Source organism: Actinocatenispora rupis (genome assembly GCF_016861975.1).
GTDB lineage: Bacteria > Actinomycetota > Actinomycetes > Mycobacteriales > Micromonosporaceae > Actinocatenispora > Actinocatenispora rupis.
Genome location: NZ_BOMB01000007.1, coordinates 201,830 through 222,629, shown reverse-complemented (window position 1 = coordinate 222,629; position 20,800 = coordinate 201,830). Strand labels below are relative to the sequence as shown.

The window sequence follows — 20,800 nt, the reverse complement described above, 5'->3', positions numbered from 1 at the left end:
GGTTGCCACCGGTGGGTACCGGTGCGACCGCGTCGGGGTGAACAGTCACTTTCACCCCTGTTGTCGATGCCTGGGTGCACTTATCCTGGCCTGTTCCCCTCACGGCCAGGGAGGTTCCCATGCGCTTGACGAACAGACCGCGGACCGTCGCACTGCTGGGCGGTGCCGCCCTCGTCGCCGGCCTGCTCGCCGGCGCCACCGGTGCCGGCGCCGCGCCGGCCCGGCACGCCGCAGCCCCGGATGCCAGCAGCCCCGTCCGGGTGCTGTTCGACAACACGAAGGCGGAGACCGCCGGCAACGCCGACTGGATCATCAGTACGTCGCAGCCGGATCCGTTGGGGCAGAACGCGAACCCGCAGTCGGAGACCGACTGGACGGGCGCCCTGTCGTCCTGGGGTGTCGCGCTGCAGAAGACCGGCGGGTACAGCCTGAAGACGCTGTCGACCGGCACCATCACGTACGGCGGGGGCGGCGCGCTCGACCTCGCCAACTTCGACGTGTTCGTCCTGCCGGAGCCGAACGTGGCGCTCAGCGCGGCCGAGAAGACCGCGGTGATGAAGTTCGTGCAGGCCGGTGGCGGGCTGTTCATGATCTCGGACCACAACGCCAGCGACCGCAACAACGACGGCATCGACTCGGTCGGCGTGCTCAACGACCTGATGACGAACAACAGCGTCGACTCGTCGGACCCGTTCGGCTTCGCGATCGACGTCAAGAACATCACCAGCGACACCCCGAAGGCGATCTCCGACAGTACGAATCCGGTGCTGCACGGCAGTTTCGGTGACGTGACGTCGTCCAGCATCAACTCGGGGACCACGCAGACGCTGAAGCCCGCCGACAACGCGAACGTCAAGGGCCTCGTCTACCAGTCGACCGCCACGGCGGGCGGCACCACCGGATCGTTCTTCGCCACCAGTACGTTCGGCAGCGGCCGGGTCGCGGTCTGGGGTGACAGCTCCACGATCGACGACGGCACCGGCCAGTCCGGCAACACCCTGTACGACGGCTGGAACACCAACAGCAACGCCGCCCTCGCCCTGAACGCGACCGCCTGGCTGGGCGGCGCGACCAGCAGCGGCGGTGGCGGCACCGGCACGTGCACGCAGGGTCAGCTGCTCGGCAACGCCGGCTTCGAGAGCGGCTCGTCGACCTGGACCGCGAGTTCCGGTGTCATCACGAACGACCCGGGCGAGCCCGCGCACACCGGCTCGTACAAGGCGTGGCTCGACGGGTACGGCACCGCGCACACCGACACGCTGTCCCAGCAGGTGTCCGTCCCCGCCGGCTGCACCACCGCCACCTTCTCGTACTGGCTGCACATCGACACCGCCGAGACCGGCACCACCGCGTACGACACGCTCAAGCTCGACGCGGTCACCTCGGCCGGCACCACCAACCTCGCCACGTACTCCAACCTCAACGCCAACTCCGGGTACGCGCAGAAGTCCGTCAACCTTGCCGCGTACGCGGGGAAGACCGTGACGTTGCGCTTCACCGGTACCGAGGGCTCGAAGCTCCAGACGTCGTTCGTCCTCGACGACACCGCCGTCAACGTCTCCTGACGCGGACGGGGCCGGGACTCCGCACGCCGCGGGCTCCCGGCCCCGCCACGTCCGAGCGATGCCGCGCCGAGTACGACCGGCAGCGACCACTCGCCGGCGCCCGCCACGACGACGACTGACCCCGCTTTCCGTGCAGTACCAAGGGATCCGGCCGGCGACGGCGCGGGGTGAGAGGTCAGGCGTTGCGGGCGGCGAGGTCCTTCTTGATCTCGCGGGGCAGCGCGAACGTGAGCCGCTCCTCGACCGTGGTCACCTCGTCCACGTCGGTGAAGCCGCGCTCGGCCAGGTGCGCGAGGACCTGCTGGACCAGCTCCTCCGGTACGGAGGCGCCGGAGGTGAGGCCGACGGTCGTGGCGCCGTCGAACCAGGCGTCGTCGATCTCCGCCGCGAAGTCCACCAGGTACGCGGAGCGCGAGCCGGCCTCCAGCGCGACCTCGCGCAGGCGTACCGAATTGGAGGAGTTGCGGGAGCCGACGACGAGCAGCACGTCGCAGTCGGCGGCGATCTGCTTGACGACCTGCTGGCGGTTCTGCGTGGCGTAGCAGATGTCGTCGGACGGCGGGGACTGCAACCCGGGGAACTTGGTGCGCAGCCGCTCGACGGTCTCCAGCGTCTCGTCCACCGACAGCGTGGTCTGCGACAGCCACACCACCTTGGACTCGTCGCGCACGGTCACGTCGTCGACCGAGTCGGGCCCGTCGACGAGCGTCACGTGCTCGGGCGCCTCGCCGCTGGTGCCGACGACCTCCTCGTGCCCCTCGTGGCCGATGAGCAGGATGTCGTAGTCGTCCTTCGCGTACCGCCGGGCCTCCTGGTGCACCTTCGTGACCAGCGGGCAGGTGGCGTCGATGGCGCGCAGGTTGCGCTGCTTGGCCTGCTCGTACACCTCGGGGGCGACGCCGTGGGCGGAGAAGATGACCGTGGCGCCCTCGGGGACCTCGGCGTTCTCCTCGACGAAGATCGCGCCGCGCCGCTCCAGCGTCTCGACCACGTGCCGGTTGTGCACGATCTGCTTCCGTACGTAGATGGGCGCGCCGTACAGCTCCAGGGCGCGCTCGACGGTCTCCACCGCCCGGTCCACGCCCGCGCAGTATCCCCGCGGCTTGGCGAGCAGGACCCGCTTGGCCCGGTCGCCCGTGGGTGCCGTCGTACCGGCCGGCTGGCTGCGGTCTGCGCTCATGCCGCCATCCTAGTTCGGCCCCCGGGGCACCGACCGGTTCGCGTGAGTTCCTCCACAGGACGTGCACAACCGCACGGGACGCCCCGACCGGACCGCCGGACACCACCATCGCGTACGCCACGGCCTAGGCTCGCGGGGTGGCAGAACACGAGGTGCGTACGAGTCCGGAGGAGCCCTGGCCGGTCCGGGTGGTGAGCCAGAAGATCTCCGCGTGGATCGCCCGGCTGGGCTGGGTGTGGGTGGACGGGCAGGTCGCGCAGGTCAGCCGGCGGCCGGGCGCGAACCTGGTGTTCCTGACGCTGCGTGACCCGTCGGCGGAGATGAGCCTGTCGGTGACGTGCTACCGGGACACGTTCGAGGCGTGCGATCCGCCGCTGCGCGAGGGTTCCCGGGTCGTCGTCCACGCCAAGCCCGAGTTCTACGCCGGCCGCGGGAGCCTGTCGCTGCGCGCCGACGAGCTGCGGCACGTGGGCCTGGGCGAGCTGCTGGCCCGGCTCGAACGGCTCAAGAAAGCGCTTGCCGCGGAGGGTCTGTTCGCCGCGGACCGCAAGCGGCGCCCGCCGTTCCTGCCCCGCAAGGTCGGCCTGGTCACCGGCCGCGCCAGCGCCGCCGAGCGGGACGTACGGGAGAACGCGGCGGCGCGGTGGCCGGCCGTGGCGTTCGAGCTCCGTACGGTGGCGGTACAGGGGCCGACGGCGGTGCCGCAGATCCTCGACGCGCTCGCCGACCTGGACCGCGACCCCGAGGTCGACGTGATCGTGCTGGCCCGCGGCGGCGGCAGCGTCGAGGACCTCCTGCCGTTCTCCGACGAGGCGCTGTGCCGCGCCGTGTTCGCCTGCCGTACGCCGGTGCTGTCCGCGATCGGGCACGAGACGGACACGCCGCTGGTCGACTTCGTCGCCGACGTACGGTGCTCGACGCCGACCGACGCCGGCAAGCGGGTCGTACCGGACCTCGCCGAGGAACGCCGCCTCATCGACCAGGCCCGGTACCGGCTGGACCGGGCGGTCGGCCACTTCCTGGACGCCGAACGCCGCTGGCTCACGAACGTCCGGTCCCGGCCGGCGCTGGCCAAACCGGAGACGCTGCTCAACGGCCGGCGCGAGGAGGTCGACGGGCTGCGCGACCGGGCCGCCCGCTGCCTCACCCACCGCCTCGACGTCGCCGGCAACGACCTGACCCACACCCTCGCCCGGCTGCGCAGCCTCTCGCCGCTGTCCACCATGCAGCGCGGGTACGCGATCGTGCAGCGCGCCGCCGACGACGCCGTCCTCCGCACCCCGGACGAGGTGACCACCGGCGACCGCCTCCGGGTACGCCTCGCGGACGGCGAGCTCGCCGCCACCGTAGAGTGAGCCGGGTGACCGACGAAGGCTCCCTCAGCTACGAGCAGGCCCGCGCCGAACTCGCCACGGTGGTCGAGAAGCTGGAGGCCGGCGGCACCTCGTTGGAGGAGTCGCTGGCGCTGTGGGAGCGCGGCGAGAAGCTGGCCGACGTGTGCCAGCGCTGGCTCGACGGCGCCCGCGAACGTCTCGACGCGGCCCGCGCCGCCCGCGCCGACCAGTCCTGACGGCCCGCCGCCCGCGCCACCGCCGCTGACGCCTGCAACCTGACCGGGCCCGCATCCGCGGGGTAGCGGTGAGCGGCAGCGGGCGTCAGCGCAGCGAGCCGGCCAACGTACGCAGCTCGGCGTCGCTGGTCTGGCCCACCACCAGGATCGTGCGCTTCGGTTCGAGCAGGGCGAGCACCGCCCGACTCTTCTGCCCCGTGTACCGGGACCAGTCGTGTCCGCCGATCCGCACCGCCCCGGTCGGCCGAGCCCCCTCCGGTACGGAACCGGCGAGCAGCTTCGCGGCGTCCTGGTTGCTCTCGACGACCTGCGCGAACCCGCCGTCGGGCGTGACGTACCCCAGGCGGAGGGTCTGGGTGGTGCCGGACACGTCGTTCGCGGCGCTGGTGACCTTCCAGTCGGCACCGAGCCCGGTCGGTACGGCGACGGGAAAGTGCCCGGTCTGCCGCGCCTGCTGGATGGTCGAGGTCGGATCGACCGTGTTGACCTCGTTGCCGGAACTCACGTACCGCCAGACGGCGAGGGCGATGATGATCGGCACCAGCAGCACGGCCATCGAGATGACCATGTCGCGCCAGGTGCCGCCACGCCGCCGTGCCTTCGGCGCCGCGCTACCGCCGTCGTCGGTGTACAGAGCTGCCGCCACGCCTCCATGGTGGCCGATCGGTGCGGTACCGCCACCACCGGGGCCGCGCGCCGTGCCGCACCGCACCGCCCGGAGGTACCGCCAGGCGACACAGTGCGGCGGCGCCCGGACACCAGCCGTACGGGTCTGCCAGGATCAGCGCCAGAGGCTGCGAACTGGCGAGGGGGACAGCATGTCCGAACGATCCCGAGAGGTACTGGACCGGAACCTGGCGTTGGAGCTCGTCCGGGTGACGGAGGCGGCGGCGATGGCGGCGGGCCGCTGGGTCGGCCGCGGCGACAAGGAGGGCGGCGACGGCGCCGCCGTGGACGCGATGCGCCAGCTCATCAACTCGATCCAGATGCGCGGTGTCGTGGTCATCGGCGAGGGCGAGAAGGACAACGCCCCCATGCTCTACAACGGCGAGCAGGTCGGCGACGGCACCGGCCCCGAGGTCGACGTGGCGGTCGACCCGATCGACGGCACCACGCTGATGGCCGCCGGCATGCCCAATGCCCTCGCCGTACTCGCGGTCGCCGAGCGCGGCGCGATGTTCGACCCGTCCGCCGTGTTCTACATGGACAAGCTCGCCGTCGGCCCGGACTGCGCGGACTGCATCGACATCGAGGCCCCGGTACGCGAGAACCTGCGCCGGATCGCGAAGTCCAAGCGCACCAGCATCTCCGACGTCACCGTCTGCGTACTCCAGCGCCCGCGGCACGACCGGCTGGTCGCCGAGGTACGCGAGACCGGGGCGCGGATCCACTTCATCTCCGACGGCGACGTGGCCGGCGCGATCTCGGCCGCGCGCGAGCAGTCCGGCGTCGACGTACTCATGGGCATCGGCGGCACGCCCGAGGGGATCATCACCGCCTGCGCCCTCAAGTGCCTCGGCGGCGCCATCCAGGCGAAGCTGTGGCCGAAGGACGACGCCGAGCGGCAGAAGGCGATCGACGCCGGCCACGACCTGTCCCGCGTACTCACCACCGACGACCTCGTCGCCGGCGACAACGCGTTCTTCGCGGCGACCGGGGTCACCGACGGCAGCCTGCTGCGCGGCGTCCGGTACCGCTCGGGCGGGGTCACCACGCAGTCGATCGTCATGCGCTCCAAGAGCGGCACGATCCGCATGATCGACGGCTACCACAAGCTCGCCAAGCTCAGCCAGTACGCCATGGTCGACTTCGACGGAGCGCCGATCGAGGAGGACTAGCCCGTCCTGCCCGGGAGCTGGACGGTCGTGCCGAGATCGGTCGCGGTGTCCGACAGGCTCCCGGGCAGGGTGAGCGTCGGGTCCTTGGCCGACTCCGCCGGCTTCGGCCGCTTCGGCCGCGGCCGCCGGAACAGGATCGCCGCCACCAGTCCGGCGATGAACCCGCCGAGGTGGCCCTGCCACGAGACGTGCGCCTCGCCGGGCAGTACGCCGATGAGCTGCCAGCCGAACAGCAGGCCCATCAGCAGGCTGACCCCGATGCTCCACCAGCGCCGCTCCACGAACCCGCGCAGCAGCAGGTAGCCCAGGTAGCCGAAGATGACGCCGCTGGCGCCGACGGTCAGCGTGTTGCCGGGGCTGAACAGCCACACGGTCAACCCGCTGATCAGGGCGATGAACGCGGTGATCCAGAGGAACCGCTTGAACTGACCGGCCAGCACGAACGTGCCGAGCAGCAGCAGCGGCACGCTGTTGGCCAGTACGTGCGTGAAGCTGGCGTGCAGGAACGGCGCGAAGACGATGCCGTCGACGCCGGCCAGCGACCGCGGCCGGATCCCGCCGTCCTGGTCGAGCGCGCCGCCGAGGAGGGTGTCCAGCCCCTCGATCGCCCACAGCACCGGGATGAACGCGCACATCGCCAGGAACGCCCGGCCGATCGACGCGTAGAACGAGGTCGTCCCGAAGCGCATCGGGTCGTCGTCACGTACCTGCGTCAGCTCGGTCACTCTTACCTTGGTACCAGGCAGACGCCACGTCGCCCATCGGGGACATCCCCGATGGGCGACGGCGGATCGGCTAGTACCAGCCGGTGCTCTCGGAGTGCTGCCAGGCGCCGCAGGGCGAGGAGTACCGGTCCTTGATGTACCCGAGACCCCACTTGATCTGCACGGCGGCGTTGTCCTGCCAGTCCGAGCCGTACTGCGCCATCTTGTCGCCGGGCAGCGCCTGCGGGATTCCGTACGCCCCGGACGGGTTCTGCGCGTGGACGTTCCACCCGCTCTCCCGGTCCCAGAGCTTGGACAGGCACGCCATCTGGTCGATCTGGTAGCCCGCCTGCAGCATCAGCGTGCAGCCGGTGGCCTTGTTGCCCGAGTACTCCTTGCAGGAGGTCGGGATGGGGCCGACGTTGACGGTGCTGCCGCTGCCGCTGCTGCTGGACTTCTTCTGCTCGTCCTGCTTGGCGGCGTCGGCGTCCTGCGCGACCGTCGCGGCGTGCTCGCCGCCGGCCGCGGCCTTGCGCCGGGCGTCGCGGGAGGCGCTACGGCTGGCCTCGTCGCGCATCTGCTGCTGCCGGTACCCGTCGGTCGCAGCGTGCTGTTGCTGCTGCTCCTCGATCGGGTCCGCCGGGTCGCCGACGACCTGTTGCTGTGCCACCTCGGTGGTGTTGGCCGCGCCAGGGCGGTTGATCCCGAGGTACGCGCCGGCGACGAGGCCGACGACCAGCACGAAAACGGCGACGAGCCGAACGGACATCTTCGTCGCAGCCCGGTTCACGCGGTTTCCCTTCGCCGGGGACAGGGGAAGTGAGTGCGGCCGGCGCCGGGCCGCCGAGGGTCCGGCGACGCGCGACACCGCGTGGCCGCGGCTCGGCGTACCACCCTGACGCACCGGAACACGACACGCCAGGCTGGACTCCACAGAAAGTGGTAGTCGTCACCGGCAGTGGCAAACGACGTGACCCGGCCAGACCCGTCCAACGACGGAGAGTCATCGTACGGACGGCCGATCGCCCGTTGCTCCATGCGCGGAACAACGGGCGATCGGGGCGTACGGTCACTCGGGTTCCCCCGTACGAGGGGGATTCAGGGGGTCAAATCCTCCAGCAGATCCGTTACCACTTCGGCGATCCGGGAACGTTCCGAACGCGTCAACGTGACGTGGGCGAACAGCGGATGGCCCTTCAACGTCTCGATCACCGCCGTGACCCCGTCGTACCGGCCGACGCGGAGGTTGTCGCGCTGGGCGACGTCGTGCGTGAGTACGACGCGTGACCCCTGCCCGATCCGGGACAGCACCGTGAGCAGTACGCCGCGCTCCAACGACTGCGCCTCGTCCACGATCACGAACGAGTCGTGCAGCGACCGGCCCCGGATGTGCGTCAACGGCAGCACTTCCAGCAGCCCGCGGTCCACCACCTCGTCGATCACGTTCTTCGACGAGACGGCGCCCAGCGTGTCGAAGACCGCCTGCGCCCACGGCGACATCTTCTCGGCCTCGCTGCCCGGCAGGTAGCCCAGCTCCTGGCCACCCACCGCGTACAGCGGGCGGAAGACGACGACCTTCTTGTGCGCCTGGCGTTCCATCACCAGTTCCAGGCCCGCGCACAACGCCAGCGCCGACTTCCCGGTGCCGGCGCGGCCACCCATCGACACGATGCCGACCTCGTTGTCCAGCAACAGGTCCAGCGCGATCCGCTGCTCCGCCGACCGGCCGTGCAGCCCGAACGCCTCCCGGTCGCCCCGCACCAGCTGTACGTGCTTGTCCGGACGTACCCGGCCCAGCGCCGACCCGCGCGGCGAACTGAGTACCAGACCGGTGTGGGTGGGCAGCTCGCGCGCGGCGGCGAGGTCGACGGTCTCCCCGTTGTACAGGGCGCCGATCTCCTCCTCGGTCAGGTCCGCCTCGGCCATCCCGGACCAGCTCGGATCCTGCGCCTGCCCGTGCCGGTACTCGTCGGCGGCCAGGCTGACCGACGCCGCCTTGACGCGCAGCGGCATGTCCTTCGTGACGAGGGTGACGTCCTGGCCCTCGGCCCGCAGGGCGAGCGCGACGGCGAGGATCCGCGCATCGTTCGTGTCGGTACGGAAACCGGGCGGCAGGACGGCCTGGTCGGAATGGTTCAGCTCGACCAGGACGGTGCCGCCGGCGTCGTTGACCGGCATCGGCTCGTCCAGCCGGCCGTGCGTGAGCCGCAGGTCGTCGAGCAGACGAAGTGCCTCACGCGCGAACCAGCCCAGCTCGGGGTGGTGCCGCTTGCCTTCCAGCTCGCCGATCACGACGAGCGGGAGCACGACCGCGTGCTCCGCGAACCTCCGGAACGCTGACGGGTCGGACAGCAGCACCGACGTGTCGAGGACGTAGGTACGCCGACCGGGGACGGGGGCCTTGCTGCTACGACGACGAGTGCTCACAGGCGTGCTCCGTGGGCGTGCACCGCGCCCTTCGCTCGGACGTCTGCCGGTACCCGCCCGCACTCGGGCCGGGTGCCGGCCCGAGTGACAACACACGTCGCATCCGGGCCTCCCGGGTAGGCGGGTCGTCCCCGCGCCACGATTCAGACGTTAGCGATCAATTCCGGGTACGGCCAGTAGCGGACGGTCACGCACTGCGCGTGTCACGCCGATGTCACGCGTCCGTCATGCCCCGTACCGGCGCTGCCGGTTCGCGTACGAGCGGAGTGCGCGCAGGAAGTCGGTGCGCCGGAAGTCCGGCCAGTGCGCCTCGCAGAAATAAAACTCCGAATGCGCCGACTGCCAGGTCAGGAAGCCGGAGAGGCGCTGCTCGCCGCTGGTACGGATGATCAGGTCGGGGTCCGGCTGGCCCCGCGTGTACAGGTGCTCGGCGATGTGGTCGACGTCCAGCACCTCGGCCAGTTCCTCGATCGTCGTACCGGCGCGGGCATGCTGCTGCAACAGCGACCGGACCGCGTCGGCGATCTCCCGGCGCCCGCCGTACCCGACGGCGACGTTGACCCGGGCCCCGCCCGTACGGTCGACGGTGCGCTCCTCCGCCGTCTTCAACACCTCGGCCGTACGCGTCGGCAGGATGTCGAGCGCGCCCGCCACGTGCACCCGCCACGGCCGGCCGTCCGCGGACAGCTCGGTCACGACCGTCTCGATCACCTGGAGCAGCGGTTCGAGCTGCTCGACCGGGCGGTTGAGGTTGTCCGTGGACAGCATGTAGATCGTGACGTGCCCGATGCCGAGGTCGTCGCACCAGTGCAGGAGTTCCTCGATCTTCTGCCCGCCGACCTGGTGCCCTCGGCTCGGGTCGTCGAAGCCCATCGCCTTGGCCCAGCGCCGGTTGCCGTCGATGATCACGGCGACGTGGTGCGGCAGTTGCTTTCCGGCAAGGCCCGCGCGGAGCCGTCGCTCGTACAGGCTGTAGACGAGATTGCGCAGGCTCACGGCTGGCACAGTACGCCGACCCGGCGGCGACGCAAGCAACGTACCGCGCCCGGTACCGACGAACGGCGCAGCCCGCGCGTGCCCGGTACTCCCGGCGCACCGACCCCGGACCACACCCGTCAGCCGGTACGGGACGCCAGGGTCGCGCACTCCCGCCGGGCCGGCCGTACCCCGGCGGGAGCGTCGCGGTCAGCCGAGGTCCGGGCCCTGCCGGCGCAGCTTGTCCACCTCGGACATGGCCTCGCGCAGCTCACCGAGCCAGGCGTCGGCGTGCTGCCCGACCAGCCGTACGCACCAGGCCAGCGCCTCGGAACGCGACTTGGCCACGCCCGAGTCGACGAGCGTGTCGAGCACCTTGCGCTCCGGCTGCCTCAGCCGCGTCATCACCGGTACGGACATGGTCGTGAACAGTTCGCTGCTGGTGCCGCAACTCGCGCCCCAGGCCGCGTGCCGGCGGTACCGGTGCTCGATCTGCTGGGCGATGCCGATCCGGGCGTCGCGGGTCTGCTCGCGGAAGCGCGAGATCCGGCCCTGCTCGGCGGCCGCCCGGTCGGCGTCGGACGCGTCGGCCGCCAGCTCCGGCGGCGCGATCGTGCCGACGATCACCACCTCGTCCCGGTCCACCGTCACCGTCGGCGGCTCGGTGAACCACTCGTCCGGTACGCGACCGGCCACCCACGCCGCCGCGTCGTCGGCCGCCGGCGGCTCGGGCTGCTGCCCGCCGCGCCCGCGACCCCATCCCCGGTACGGCCCCCAGGGCCCCTTTCCGTGCATCGTTCCTCCCCGAACGTCTGCTGTTGATTACAGCATTACACGCGTAACGGGGGTTGCCAACGGGCGATGACTAGCGACGTGCCGCAGCGGTACGCCGGCCGTTCGGTCGGGCCCGGCCCGACGCCGCCGACGTCGCGGGTGGCGCGAGGACGACCACCGCCGCCGGCGTACTGGCGAGGCGGCCGAGTGGGTCGTCGGCGCAGGCCGCGGCGAAGAAGCTGGCGGGCCGGTCGCCGGTGACGGCCAGTACTCGGCACCCGCCGCCGGCCCGGTCGGTCGCCACGACCGCGCCACCGGCCAGCCCGCCGGCCAGCTCGCCGCGCAGGCCGGCACGTACGGCGGAGACCAGGTCCTCGATCGCGCGCTGCGGTTCGCGCGGGGCGGCGGCGACCGCGACGTTCGCCGGGTAGACGGAGACCTCGACGGGGCCGGTGACCTGCCGGACCGGTTCGCCGGCCACCCGGTCGAACACGCCACGGCGGCGGACCAGCCGACCGCCCGCGCCGGCCGCCGCGGCGAGCAGTACGCGGCGGAGGCCGACCTCCTCGATGGCGAGCTGCATCGTCCACGGGTTGCCCAGGCTCTGCCACGAACGGTCCCGGACGAACGTGGACACCCGCCGCGCCCACCAGCTCGGCCGTACGTCCCAGAGCGGCCGTACGCGGCCCTGCGCGACCGCGAGCGGCTTCGCGGCCACCACCAGGTACCAGGAGCGGCGGAAGCGGCGGCGCAGCCGGTCCTCGGCGCCGGCGGCGGCCACGTGCTCGCCGACGTACCAGGCGATGGTCTCGGCGAAGGGGTCGCCGGCGCGGAGGGTGCGGGTGCGGACCGGGACGCGCAGCCAGCGCGCGCCCTCGACCGTGGTGACGAGCTCGCGGCCGGCGTCGGCGGCGGGGGCGGCGGCACCGCGCGCGGCGAGCAGCCGCAGCCAGCGCTCCACCAGGTACGCCCGCCAGAACCGGTCCGCGTCCGTACGGCGGCCGGCGAGCAGGTCGCCGAAGCCCTCCACCACCTCGCGCGCGTCGTGCCACGGCCGACCGGCGAACGCCGACGACAGGAACGTCGCGTACAGCTCGGCGCGGAGCGCGCGCAGCAGGGCGCCGGTGTCGTCGACCGCGACCCGGCGGTCCGCGTACGTGGCGGCCTCGGGCGGCAGGCCGCGCCGACACAGCGCCGCCAGTTCGCAGCGCAGCGCACCCCCGGTCCCCGACACCTCCCGGTACGGCATGCGCAGCGCCACGCCGAAGCGGGTGGCGATCCGGTCCGCCACCCGCGACAGGTGGCCCGGCACCGGACGTCCGGCGAGCAGCGCCTCGGCACCGACCGGGTCGAGCAGCGCGTCCACCTCGCCGGCCGCTTTCCTTGCCGCACACCAGGTGTACAGCGCGCCCGGGTCCGGTACGGGCTCGCCGAGTCCGGTCAGCATGTCGTCCACGTCGGCGACGGTGACCGGCACCGCCTCGGTCCGTACGCTGCCGGGCCGGAGCGCGCCGAGGACCGGCGCCAGGTACGGATGGTCGTCGGCGCCCGGTACGGAGGTGGTGTAGACGGGCAGCGGGCCGGGCGGCTCGGTCCCGTCGAGGCCGCGGCCGACCAGGGTGACGCCGAGCAGCGCGGCCGCGCCGACCGTGTCGCCGAGGCGTACGCCGACGCTGCCGGTGCGGCTGGCGCGCTGGAGGATCTGCGCGGTCGACGACCCGTCGGCACGGCCCGCCCGTACGGACGGCACCAGGCGTACGCCGGCGGCGGCCACCTCCAGCACCTGGCCGGGCAGCACCCGTCGTACGCCGGCGAGGAAGGTGCGGGCCTCGGAGTCGCAGTGGCCGTCGTCGAGGAACGCGCGGACGGCCGCCGGGTCCGGTTCGGCCGGTAGCCCGCCGTCCAGCAGCGCGACCGGTTCGGACGCCACGAGCACCTCGGCGCCGTGCCGCGCGTAGTACAGCGAGGGGCCGTCCCCGTTGCGGCACAACACGAGTACGCCCCGGTCGGGGTCGGCGAGGACCGCCGCGTACGGCTCGGCGTCCCGGTCGGCGAGCACCGCGCCGGCACCGCCGTCGGCGTACCGGATGAGGAGGGTGCTGGGTTCGGCGACGCCGTCGACGACGACGGCGCTGCCGCGGGGCCCGCGGTGCACCTGGGGGATGCCGGCGCGTACCGCGAGGGCGAGCGGCGTGGCGCGGTCGGTGCCGTGCCACTCGGCGACCTCGTCGCCGCGCGGGGCGAGGCCGCGGGCGATCGCGGCCACCATCCCCACCCTGGTGCCGAAATAGGCGGCAAGTCCTGCCATGACTGGTCATCTCCATCAACCGGGGGACGACCGATCGTACCGAATGGGTGACTCTCAGAAATCTTGCGGTTACTCTCCGGCCGCACCCACCGCGGCGCGCAGCGCGTCCGCCGTCGTCACCGGCAGGTCGCACACGAACCCGCGACACGGGTACGCCGCCGACCGCCCCGACACCAGCGGCCGCCCCGCCAACAGCGGTACGCCCGGCGCGTCCGGCGCGCCCGCCACCACCACCGCGCCCGGCGAGTCCACCGCCCACGCCGCCGCCCGGAGCGCCGGATCGTCGCCCACCACCGCGATCTGGTACGGCCCAGCCGCCACCGCCTCGCCCACCGCCAGCGCGTGCCCCGCGAACCGCGGGTACTCCGCCACGATCGGCGACAGCACCGCGAGCGCCGACTCCCCCGCCTCCCGGTACGCCGCCTCACCGGTCAACGCCGCGTACGTCACCAGCGCCTCGGCCACGCTCGCCAGCCCCGACGGCGTCGCGTTGTCCGTCGGATCCGTCGGCCGGCTCACCAACCGTTCCGCGTCGTCCGCCGTGTCGAACCACGCCCCGTCCGTACGGAAGTGCGCCAGCGCGGCGTCCAGCACGACCCGCGCCCGCCCCAACCAGTACGGGTCGGCGGTGTGCTGGTGCAGCGCGCAGAACGCCTGCGCCACCGCGCCGTGGTCCTCCAGGATCCCGGCCGGCGCACCGACCCGGCCGTCCCGCGAGACCCGCCGCAGCCGCCCGTCCACCAGGTGCTCCGCGGCCAGGAACCGCCCCGCCGCCACCGCCGCGTCACCCGCGTCCGCGTCCCCCGCCAGGTTCGCGTACTCGACCAGCGCGGTGATCGCCAGCCCGTTCCACGCCGCCACGACCTTGTCGTCCCGCGCCGGCTGCGGCCGCGTCGCCCGGTACGCCAGCAGCCGCTCCCGTACCGTCGACCAGCGCGCGGTGTCCGCCGGATCGGCCGGCAGCCGCAGCACGCTCGCCCCGTGCTCGAACGTCCCCGCGTCCGTCACGCCGAACACCTCCGCCGCCCACGCGCCGTCGGCGTCCCCCAGTACGGCGCGCAGCTCCGCCGGCGTCCACACGTACGTGCTGCCCTCGGTGCCGGCCGCGTCCGCGTCCAACGACGCCGCGAACGCCGCACCCACCCGCAGGTCGTGTAACAGGAAACCGGTTGTCTCCGCCGCCACCCGCCGCGCCGTCACGTCCCCCGTCGCCCGCCACAGATGCGCGTACGCCCGCAGCAGCAACGCGTTGTCGTACAACATCTTCTCGAAGTGCGGCACGGTCCACGTGGCGTCCACCGAGTAGCGGGCGAAGCCGCCGGCGAGCTGGTCGTAGATGCCGCCCCGGGCCATCGCGTCACAGGTACTCCGGGCCAGCTCCAGCGCCCGCGCGTCCCCCGTACGGGAATGGTGCCGCAGCAGGAACTCCAGCACCATCGACGGCGGAAACTTCGGCGCCGTACCGAATCCGCCGTTCGCGGCGTCGTGGTCCGCCGCCAGCCGCGACACGGCGGCCGCCAGCATCGACGCGTCCAACGGCTGCGTCGGCCGTACCGGCGCGGCGGCCCGGCGCAGCGCGTCGACCACCGCGTCGCCCTGCCCGACCACCTCGTCCCGGCGCTCCCGCCACGCCTCCGCCACCGCCCGCACCAGCCGCGTGAACTGCGCCGCCGGCAGGTACGTCCCGCACCAGAACGGCGCGCCGTCCGGCGTCGCGAACACCGTCATCGGCCAGCCGCCCTGACCGGTCATCGCCTGCGTCGCCGTCATGTACACCGCGTCGACGTCCGGCCGTTCCTCCCGGTCGACCTTCACCGGTACGACGCACTCGTTCACCACCGCGGCCACCGCCGGATCCTCGAACGACTCGTGCGCCATCACATGGCACCAGTGACAGGCCGCGTAGCCGACGGAGATCAGCAGCGGGACGTCCCGGCGGCGCGCCTCCGCGACCGCGTCCTCGCCCCACTCCCACCAGTCCACGGGGTTGGCGGCGTGTTGGAGGAGGTAGGGCGACGTCGCGCCGGACAGCCGGTTCACCCCTCCACCCTCGCACGTACGCGGCGGCGGTCAGGCAGGCGGGGCGACCAGCGTGTCGGACTGGCCGGAACGGCGCAGGGCGGCGGCGACGAACCCGGTGGCCCTGAGTTCCTCGACGACGCCCGCCAGGTACCGGACGGTCTCGGGGCGGCGGGTGCGGGTGGTGCCGACGGCCTGCCGGATCTGCATGAACCGCCCGTCGATGAGCCGCAGGTCGGGGTGCGCGGTCACGTACGCGGTCAGGGGTTGGCGGATGCCGGCGGCGACGTCCAGGCCGTCCGTGCGGAACGCGTCGACCCCGTCGGTACCGCGGACGACGGTGGCGTGCCGCAACGTCCGCGTCAGGTACAGGTCGTACGCGGAGCCGCGTTTCACGCCGATGCGGACGCCGTCGGTGTCGACGTCGGACACGGTGTGCAGCGGCGAGTCGCGGGGCACCGCGTACACCCCTTCGATCACCACGTACGGCGCGGTGAAGGCGACGTCGGCCTCGCGGGCGGGCTCGACGGCCAGGAAGCAGAGGTCCGCCCGCCCCGACGCCATCGCCTCGTACGACGTCCGCGCCGCGTCGAAGCACCCGTACTCCAGCGGAAGGCCGAGGCGGGCGGCGATCTCGGCGGCGATGTCGACGGTGACGCCGGCGGGCGCGTCCGGCGTGCCCTGCGCCAGGACGGGGTTGCCGAGGTTGACGGCGACCCGCAGGACGCCGGTCGGGGCGAGGTCGCGGGCGATGTCGGCGGTCACGGCGCCGAGGGTATCGGACTGAGGACGCGGGCCAGCGCGTCGATCGCCGCCGGGTACGCGGACTGGGCGGGCGTGGTGTAGCCGACGATGACGCCGTGCCCGGCCGGCGCGCCGTGCCAGTGCGTACCGAGGGCACCCAGCGCCAGCCCGTACGCCTCGGCGCGGTCGAGTACGCGGGTCTCGTCGGCGGCGGACAGCGGCAGGTACGCGTGCATGCCGGCGGCGATGCCGAGCGGCGGGTGGCGCCGGCCGATCCGGTCGACGAGCAGGTCACGGCGCTTGCGGTAGCGCAGCCGGCAGGACCGGACGTGCCGGTCGTACCCGTGGTCGTCGATGAGTGCGGCGAGCGCGAGCTGGCCGACCGACCCGGTGTGCAGGTCGGTGAACCGCTTCGCGGTCACGACCGGCTCGACGAGCCGTTCCGGGAGTACCAGCCAGGCGAGGCGGAGGGCGGGGCCGAGGGTCTTCGCCGCGGTCCCGACGTACGCGACGTGCTCCGGCGCGGTGCCCTGGAGCGCGCCGACCGGCTGCCGGTCGTACCGGAACTCGCCGTCGTAGTCGTCCTCGACGAGCAGCCGGTCGCCGCCGCTCGCCCAGGCCACGGCGGCGTGCCGGCGCGTCGGGTGCAGCGTCACGCCCGTCGGGTACTGGTGCGCCGGCGTCAACACCACCGTGCGCGGCGACGTCGCGTCGAGCAGGTCCGTACGGGCGCCGTGACCGTCGACGGGCAGCGGTACGACCTCGGCGCCGGCGTACCGGACGACGTCGCGGTGGAACGGCAGCCCCGGGTCCTCCATCGCGACCGGCCCGCCGAGTACCCGGGTGAGCAGCGCCAACGCCTGCACGTACCCGGAGGTGACGACGATGCGGGCGGGGTCGGCGAGCACCCCGCGGGCCCGCCCCAGGTACCCGGCCAGGGCGGTGCGCAGCTCGATGCGGCCGCGCGGGTCGCCGTAGTCGTACGCGGAGGCGGGGGCGGACGCGAGCGCGCGTCGGGTGGCCCGCAGCCAGGCGTCGACCGGGAAGGTGCCGACGTCGGGGCTGCCGGGCCGCAGGTCGTACCGCGGGGCGGGGGTGGCGGGCGGGGTGCCGGTCGGCGCGCGTCCGCCGGGGAGCCCGACGACGGTGGTACCGGCGCCGGTCCGAGCGCTCAGGTACCCCTCCGCGACGAGCTGGTCGTACGCGGCGGCGACGGTGTTGCGGGCGAGTCCGAGTTCGGCGGCGAGGCTGCGGCTGGACGGCAGCCGCGTGTCGGGGGCGACGCGGCCGGACCGGATCGCGGTGCGCAGTGCGGCTTCCAGCGCGGCGCGGCGGCCGGCGCCGGAGTCCAGGTCGAGGTGCAGGTCGACGCCGAAATCGGCCCAATCTATCGGCACGGAATTGGACCTTAGCACGGAGCCAATGCGGTCCTACCGTCGAGACATGACCAACGTAGAGATTCCCGGCCGGCTCGCCGTCGACGAGCTGGCCCCGCACATCAACAAGGCCATGAACGCGCTGGACGCCGCGTCCCGCAAGACCACCCTCGAAGCCCCGCTCCTCGAACTCGTCCGCGCCCGCGCGTCCCAGCTCAACGGCTGCGCGTACTGCGTGGACATGCACACCCGGGACGCGGAGAAGGGCGGCGAGGACGTACGCCGGCTGTACACGCTGCCGGTGTGGCGGGAGACGCCGTTCTTCACCGCGCGGGAACGCGCCGCGCTGGCGCTCACCGAGGCGATGACCCGGCTGTCCGAAGCGCCGGTCGACGACGCGACGTTCGCCGCCGCGGCCGACCAGTTCGGGGAGGTCGAGCTGGCCGAACTGGTCTGGTCGATCACCGTGATCAACGCCTGGAACCGGCTGGGCGCCACCGCGCACCCGTGGCCGCTGTCCTGACCCCCGACGGTCCCGCCCGGCCGGGAACTACTCCTGGCCGGGCTGCGCGACGCGGGCCGACAGCGGGATGACCCGCGCGCCGCGGTCCTCGGCGGCGCCGCGCATCGACCACAGCACCTCGGCGGTCTTGTCCGCCGGCATCGGCGGCGAGAAGTGGTAGCCCTGCCCGGCCTCGCAGCCCATCGCGCGCAGCGCGGCCTTCTGCTCGGCGGTCTCCACGCCCTCGGCGACGACCCGCAGGCCGAGCGCGCGACCCAGTTCGACCGTGCTGCGTACGATGGCCTCCGCCTCCGGCGCGTCACCCATCCGCCCGACGAACTCCTGGTCCACCTTGACCTCGTCCACCGCGAAACGCGCCAGGAACGTCAGCGACGAGTAGCCGGTGCCGAAGTCGTCCACGGACAGGCGTACGCCGAGGGAACGGAGACCGGCGAGTACGTCGTCGACGACCTCCAGCTCGGTCATCATCACGGTCTCGGTGATCTCCAGGACGAGCCGCTCCGGCGGGACCTGGTGGCGGCCGAGCAGTTCGGCGACATCGGCCGGCAGCTTGCGGTCGAGCAGGCTCCGCGCCGACATGTTCACCGCCACCGGTACGTCGAGCCCGTCGGCACCCCAGCGGGCCATCACGCCGAGCGCCAGGTTCAGCACGTACCGCGTGAAGGGGCCGACGAGGTCGCTCTTCTCGACCACGCCGACGAACTCGCCCGGCCCGAGCAGTCCCCGGCGCGGATGCTGCCAGCGGACCAGCGCCTCGGTGCCGGTCGGCTCGCCGGACTCCAGGTCGATCGCGGGCTGGAGGTGCAGCACGAGCTGATCGTCGGCGGACAGCGCCTCGCGGAACTCGGCCAGCAGCGCCAGCCGGTCGGTGCTCGCCTCGTCCCGGGCCGGCTCGTACCGGCCGATCGAGCGGCCGGCGCGCTTCGCCTGGTACATGGCGACGTCGGCGCGGCGCAGCAGCTCGGCCATCACGCAACCGCCGGCCAGCACCGCGGCGACGCCGATCGACGCCTCCACCGACAGCGCCACCCCGGCGATCTCCACCGGTACGGCGAGCGCCGCGGACAGCTCGCGCGCCCGCTCCACCGCGTACTCGACGGCCTGGCGGCGGGCCGGCGGTGCCCCGATGAGCAGCGCGAACTCGTCACCGCCCAGCCGTACGAGCAGCTCGTCGGACTCGGTACGCGCGGACAGCGTCGCGGCGATCGCGCGCAGCAGCTGGTCGCCGGCGGCGTGCCCGAGCGTGTCGTTGACGTCCTTGAAGTGGTCGAGGTCGAGCAGCAGCAACGCGACCTCGTGCGGCTCCTCGCCGGGCCGGACCCGGAGCATCGCGTCGCCGCGTTCCATCAGGCGGGTACGGTTGGCGAGGCCGGTCAGCGTGTCGTGCTCCGCCTCGTACGCCTTGCGTTCGGCCATCTCGCGGAGCCGGTCGTGCGAGGCGGCGTTGTGCAGCGAGGCGCCGAGCGCGTCGGCGAACGCGGACAGCGCCAGCCGGTCCCGCTCACTGAACGCGGTCGCCGCCCCGTGCCGTACGCGCAGGTCACCGACGTGTTCCTCGCCGACGACGAGCCGGTGGTGCAGCAGCCCGGGGCCGTTCCCGGCGGGTTCGTCGAGGGCCGGTTCGACCACGCTCACCGCGTCCGACCCAGCCCGCCCCTGGTACGTCCGGACGGGGTGACCGGCGCCGCGCACGGTGATCTCGACGGAGTCGGGCGAGAACAGCCGGCGGACGCCGACGACCGCCGCGTCCACCACGCTCGCCACGTCGAGCCGGTTGAGCGCGTGCACCGCGGTGGCCAGCTCCTGCCAGGCGCGCCGCTCGTCACCGGCCCGCATCCGCGCCTTGTACACCTCGTACAGCAGCCAGAGCAGCGGCGGGGCGGCCGCCAGGTAGCGGAAGTCGGCGAGGCCGAGTCCGACGGCGAGCAGCCCGACCGCGATGTTGCCGACCAGCATGATGATCTTGGCGCCGAAGTTGCCCAGCACCAGCTCGCGCACCGAACCACCGCGGGCGAACGCCACCGCCGTCACCGCGAACAGCGCGGTGACCAGCCAGTACGTCACGGCTGCGGCGGCCAGCGCCGTCGCCGTCGCCGGGTGCAGCGGCGGCACCTCGCCCACCCCACCGAACAGCGCCGCCACCCCGCAGGCCAGCGCCGCCGCGATCGTGTACGCCGCCGCGTTGTACAGCGCCTTGACCGGCGCCACCCCCGCGACCAGCAGGCCGACCAGCGCACCGATCGGCGCCACCGGTACGAGCCAGTGCGCCGGCAGCAGGCACATGCCGACCAGCAGTGCGGCCTCGCCCCACGGCAGGCCGATCCGCTGGCTGCCGATCGTGATCCACAACCCGATCGCCTGGGACAGCCCGAACAGGCCGATCGTGGCGAGGAAACGGTACGGTCCGGGCGGGTGTTCGGCGGTGGCGATCTCGGCGCCGGCGACGGCGACCGCCAGTACGCTGCACAGGCCGATCAGGACGCGCAATCGTACCGGCATGGATGCCGGGGCAGCATGGACAGACGTCACTCGCTGACCTCCTCCCACCTGCCCCGGGAATCGGACTGGAACTCAGCCCCAGCACCACTCGCGCATTGCGAACCCACCTCCTCCCCTCGTGAGGGAGAAAGGAAGCCGCACCTCCCCGGAATGAGCGTAGGGATGTCCGGTATCAATGGGAATTGGGAGACTGGCTGATGTGACCCGATCGATGGTACTAAAGCATCGAAGCACGCATATCGCAATAAGGCGGGACCAGAAAAAATGTCCGCAGAGTGAAGAAGAACGCGCCGCGCGT

General features: G+C 72.8%; 17 protein-coding genes. 5 read left to right on the top strand and 12 right to left on the bottom strand.

Features of this window, described 5'->3' with window-relative positions:
* Positions 1-119: 119 nt before the first annotated feature.
* Positions 120-1,565 carry a M6 family metallopeptidase gene (locus Aru02nite_RS06600; protein WP_203655707.1) on the top strand — a complete coding sequence of 482 codons (1,446 nt, stop codon included), beginning with the start codon at positions 120-122 and terminating at the stop codon, positions 1,563-1,565.
* A gap of 175 nt (positions 1,566-1,740) precedes the next feature.
* Here Aru02nite_RS06600 and Aru02nite_RS06595 read toward each other — a convergent pair whose 3' ends face one another.
* Positions 1,741-2,745 carry a 4-hydroxy-3-methylbut-2-enyl diphosphate reductase gene (locus Aru02nite_RS06595; RefSeq protein WP_203655705.1) on the bottom strand — a complete coding sequence of 335 codons (1,005 nt, stop codon included), beginning with the start codon at positions 2,743-2,745 and terminating at the stop codon, positions 1,741-1,743.
* 137 nt (positions 2,746-2,882) lie between these two features.
* Here Aru02nite_RS06595 and xseA point away from each other — a divergent pair, with 137 nt between their 5' ends.
* Together xseA and Aru02nite_RS06585 are read left to right on the top strand one after the other, a co-directional pair.
* Entirely contained in the window at positions 2,883-4,100 is a 1,218-nt protein-coding gene (gene xseA / locus Aru02nite_RS06590) for an exodeoxyribonuclease VII large subunit (protein ID WP_203655703.1), read from the top strand.
* A 5-nt stretch (positions 4,101-4,105) separates the two neighbouring features.
* A complete protein-coding gene (locus Aru02nite_RS06585) occupies positions 4,106-4,315 on the top strand; it encodes an exodeoxyribonuclease VII small subunit (protein WP_203655701.1) in 210 nt (69 codons plus the stop codon).
* 85 nt (positions 4,316-4,400) lie between these two features.
* Here Aru02nite_RS06585 and Aru02nite_RS06580 read toward each other — a convergent pair whose 3' ends face one another.
* Positions 4,401-4,961 (bottom strand): DUF4245 domain-containing protein, encoded by a 561-nt coding sequence (locus Aru02nite_RS06580; RefSeq protein WP_203655699.1) that lies wholly within the window; start codon positions 4,959-4,961, stop codon positions 4,401-4,403.
* Between the two features lie 172 nt (positions 4,962-5,133).
* On the opposite strand from Aru02nite_RS06580, the gene glpX reads away from it, so the two are divergent.
* Positions 5,134-6,153 (top strand): class II fructose-bisphosphatase, encoded by a 1,020-nt coding sequence (glpX, locus tag Aru02nite_RS06575; RefSeq protein WP_203655697.1) that lies wholly within the window; start codon positions 5,134-5,136, stop codon positions 6,151-6,153.
* On the opposite strand, the gene Aru02nite_RS06570 is transcribed toward glpX, so the two are convergent.
* The 9 genes from Aru02nite_RS06570 to pdxR all read right to left on the bottom strand — a co-directional run bounded on the left by Aru02nite_RS06570 (position 6,150) and on the right by pdxR (position 17,501).
* The gene (locus Aru02nite_RS06570; RefSeq protein WP_203655756.1) at positions 6,150-6,842 is read right to left on the bottom strand and encodes a rhomboid family intramembrane serine protease; all 693 of its coding nucleotides are present in this window, start codon (positions 6,840-6,842) and stop codon (positions 6,150-6,152) included. The genes glpX and Aru02nite_RS06570 overlap by 4 nt on opposite strands.
* 106 nt (positions 6,843-6,948) lie before the next feature.
* A complete protein-coding gene (locus Aru02nite_RS06565; RefSeq protein WP_203655695.1) occupies positions 6,949-7,647 on the bottom strand; it encodes an aggregation-promoting factor C-terminal-like domain-containing protein in 699 nt (232 codons plus the stop codon).
* 308 nt (positions 7,648-7,955) lie between these two features.
* Positions 7,956-9,284 carry an RNA 5'-3' helicase PhoH2 gene (gene phoH2 / locus Aru02nite_RS06560; RefSeq protein WP_239076450.1) on the bottom strand — a complete coding sequence of 443 codons (1,329 nt, stop codon included), beginning with the start codon at positions 9,282-9,284 and terminating at the stop codon, positions 7,956-7,958.
* A gap of 225 nt (positions 9,285-9,509) precedes the next feature.
* Positions 9,510-10,280 (bottom strand): isoprenyl transferase, encoded by a 771-nt coding sequence (locus Aru02nite_RS06555; RefSeq protein WP_203655691.1) that lies wholly within the window; start codon positions 10,278-10,280, stop codon positions 9,510-9,512.
* A 189-nt stretch (positions 10,281-10,469) separates the two neighbouring features.
* Positions 10,470-11,054 (bottom strand): ATP-binding transcription factor AbmR, encoded by a 585-nt coding sequence (gene abmR / locus Aru02nite_RS06550; protein ID WP_203655689.1) that lies wholly within the window; start codon positions 11,052-11,054, stop codon positions 10,470-10,472.
* A gap of 70 nt (positions 11,055-11,124) precedes the next feature.
* Entirely contained in the window at positions 11,125-13,341 is a 2,217-nt protein-coding gene (locus Aru02nite_RS06545; RefSeq protein ID WP_203655687.1) for an asparagine synthetase B family protein, read from the bottom strand.
* 69 nt (positions 13,342-13,410) lie between these two features.
* On the bottom strand, positions 13,411-15,381 hold the full coding sequence (locus tag Aru02nite_RS06540; RefSeq protein WP_203655685.1) for a thioredoxin domain-containing protein: 1,971 nt from the start codon (positions 15,379-15,381) through the stop codon (positions 13,411-13,413).
* A gap of 30 nt (positions 15,382-15,411) precedes the next feature.
* A complete protein-coding gene (locus tag Aru02nite_RS06535) occupies positions 15,412-16,125 on the bottom strand; it encodes a transporter substrate-binding domain-containing protein (protein WP_203655683.1) in 714 nt (237 codons plus the stop codon).
* Positions 16,122-17,501 (bottom strand): MocR-like pyridoxine biosynthesis transcription factor PdxR, encoded by a 1,380-nt coding sequence (pdxR, locus tag Aru02nite_RS06530; RefSeq protein WP_203655681.1) that lies wholly within the window; start codon positions 17,499-17,501, stop codon positions 16,122-16,124. The genes Aru02nite_RS06535 and pdxR overlap by 4 nt, the downstream gene beginning before the upstream one ends.
* A gap of 46 nt (positions 17,502-17,547) precedes the next feature.
* Between pdxR and Aru02nite_RS06525 the strand changes: the two genes are divergently transcribed.
* Complete coding sequence (locus Aru02nite_RS06525) at positions 17,548-18,003, top strand: carboxymuconolactone decarboxylase family protein (RefSeq protein WP_203655679.1); 456 nt, start codon at positions 17,548-17,550, stop codon at positions 18,001-18,003.
* A 27-nt stretch (positions 18,004-18,030) separates the two neighbouring features.
* Here Aru02nite_RS06525 and Aru02nite_RS06520 read toward each other — a convergent pair whose 3' ends face one another.
* On the bottom strand, positions 18,031-20,502 hold the full coding sequence (locus Aru02nite_RS06520) for a putative bifunctional diguanylate cyclase/phosphodiesterase (protein WP_203655677.1): 2,472 nt from the start codon (positions 20,500-20,502) through the stop codon (positions 18,031-18,033).
* Positions 20,503-20,800 lie beyond the last annotated feature (298 nt).

Excerpts from the sequence above, each read along its gene's own strand:
- Aru02nite_RS06600 (WP_203655707.1), top strand. The coding sequence starts at position 120 with ATGCGCTTGACGAACAGACCGCGGACCGTCGCACTGCTGGGCGGTGCC.
- Aru02nite_RS06545 (WP_203655687.1), bottom strand. The coding sequence starts at position 13,341 with ATGGCAGGACTTGCCGCCTATTTCGGCACCAGGGTGGGGATGGTGGCC.
- Aru02nite_RS06570 (WP_203655756.1), bottom strand. The coding sequence starts at position 6,842 with ATGCGCTTCGGGACGACCTCGTTCTACGCGTCGATCGGCCGGGCGTTC.
- glpX (WP_203655697.1), top strand. The coding sequence starts at position 5,134 with ATGTCCGAACGATCCCGAGAGGTACTGGACCGGAACCTGGCGTTGGAG.
- Aru02nite_RS06520 (WP_203655677.1), bottom strand. The coding sequence starts at position 20,502 with ATGCCGGTACGATTGCGCGTCCTGATCGGCCTGTGCAGCGTACTGGCG.
- abmR (WP_203655689.1), bottom strand. The coding sequence starts at position 11,054 with ATGCACGGAAAGGGGCCCTGGGGGCCGTACCGGGGATGGGGTCGCGGG.
- Aru02nite_RS06595 (WP_203655705.1), bottom strand. The coding sequence starts at position 2,745 with ATGAGCGCAGACCGCAGCCAGCCGGCCGGTACGACGGCACCCACGGGC.
- Aru02nite_RS06525 (WP_203655679.1), top strand. The coding sequence starts at position 17,548 with ATGACCAACGTAGAGATTCCCGGCCGGCTCGCCGTCGACGAGCTGGCC.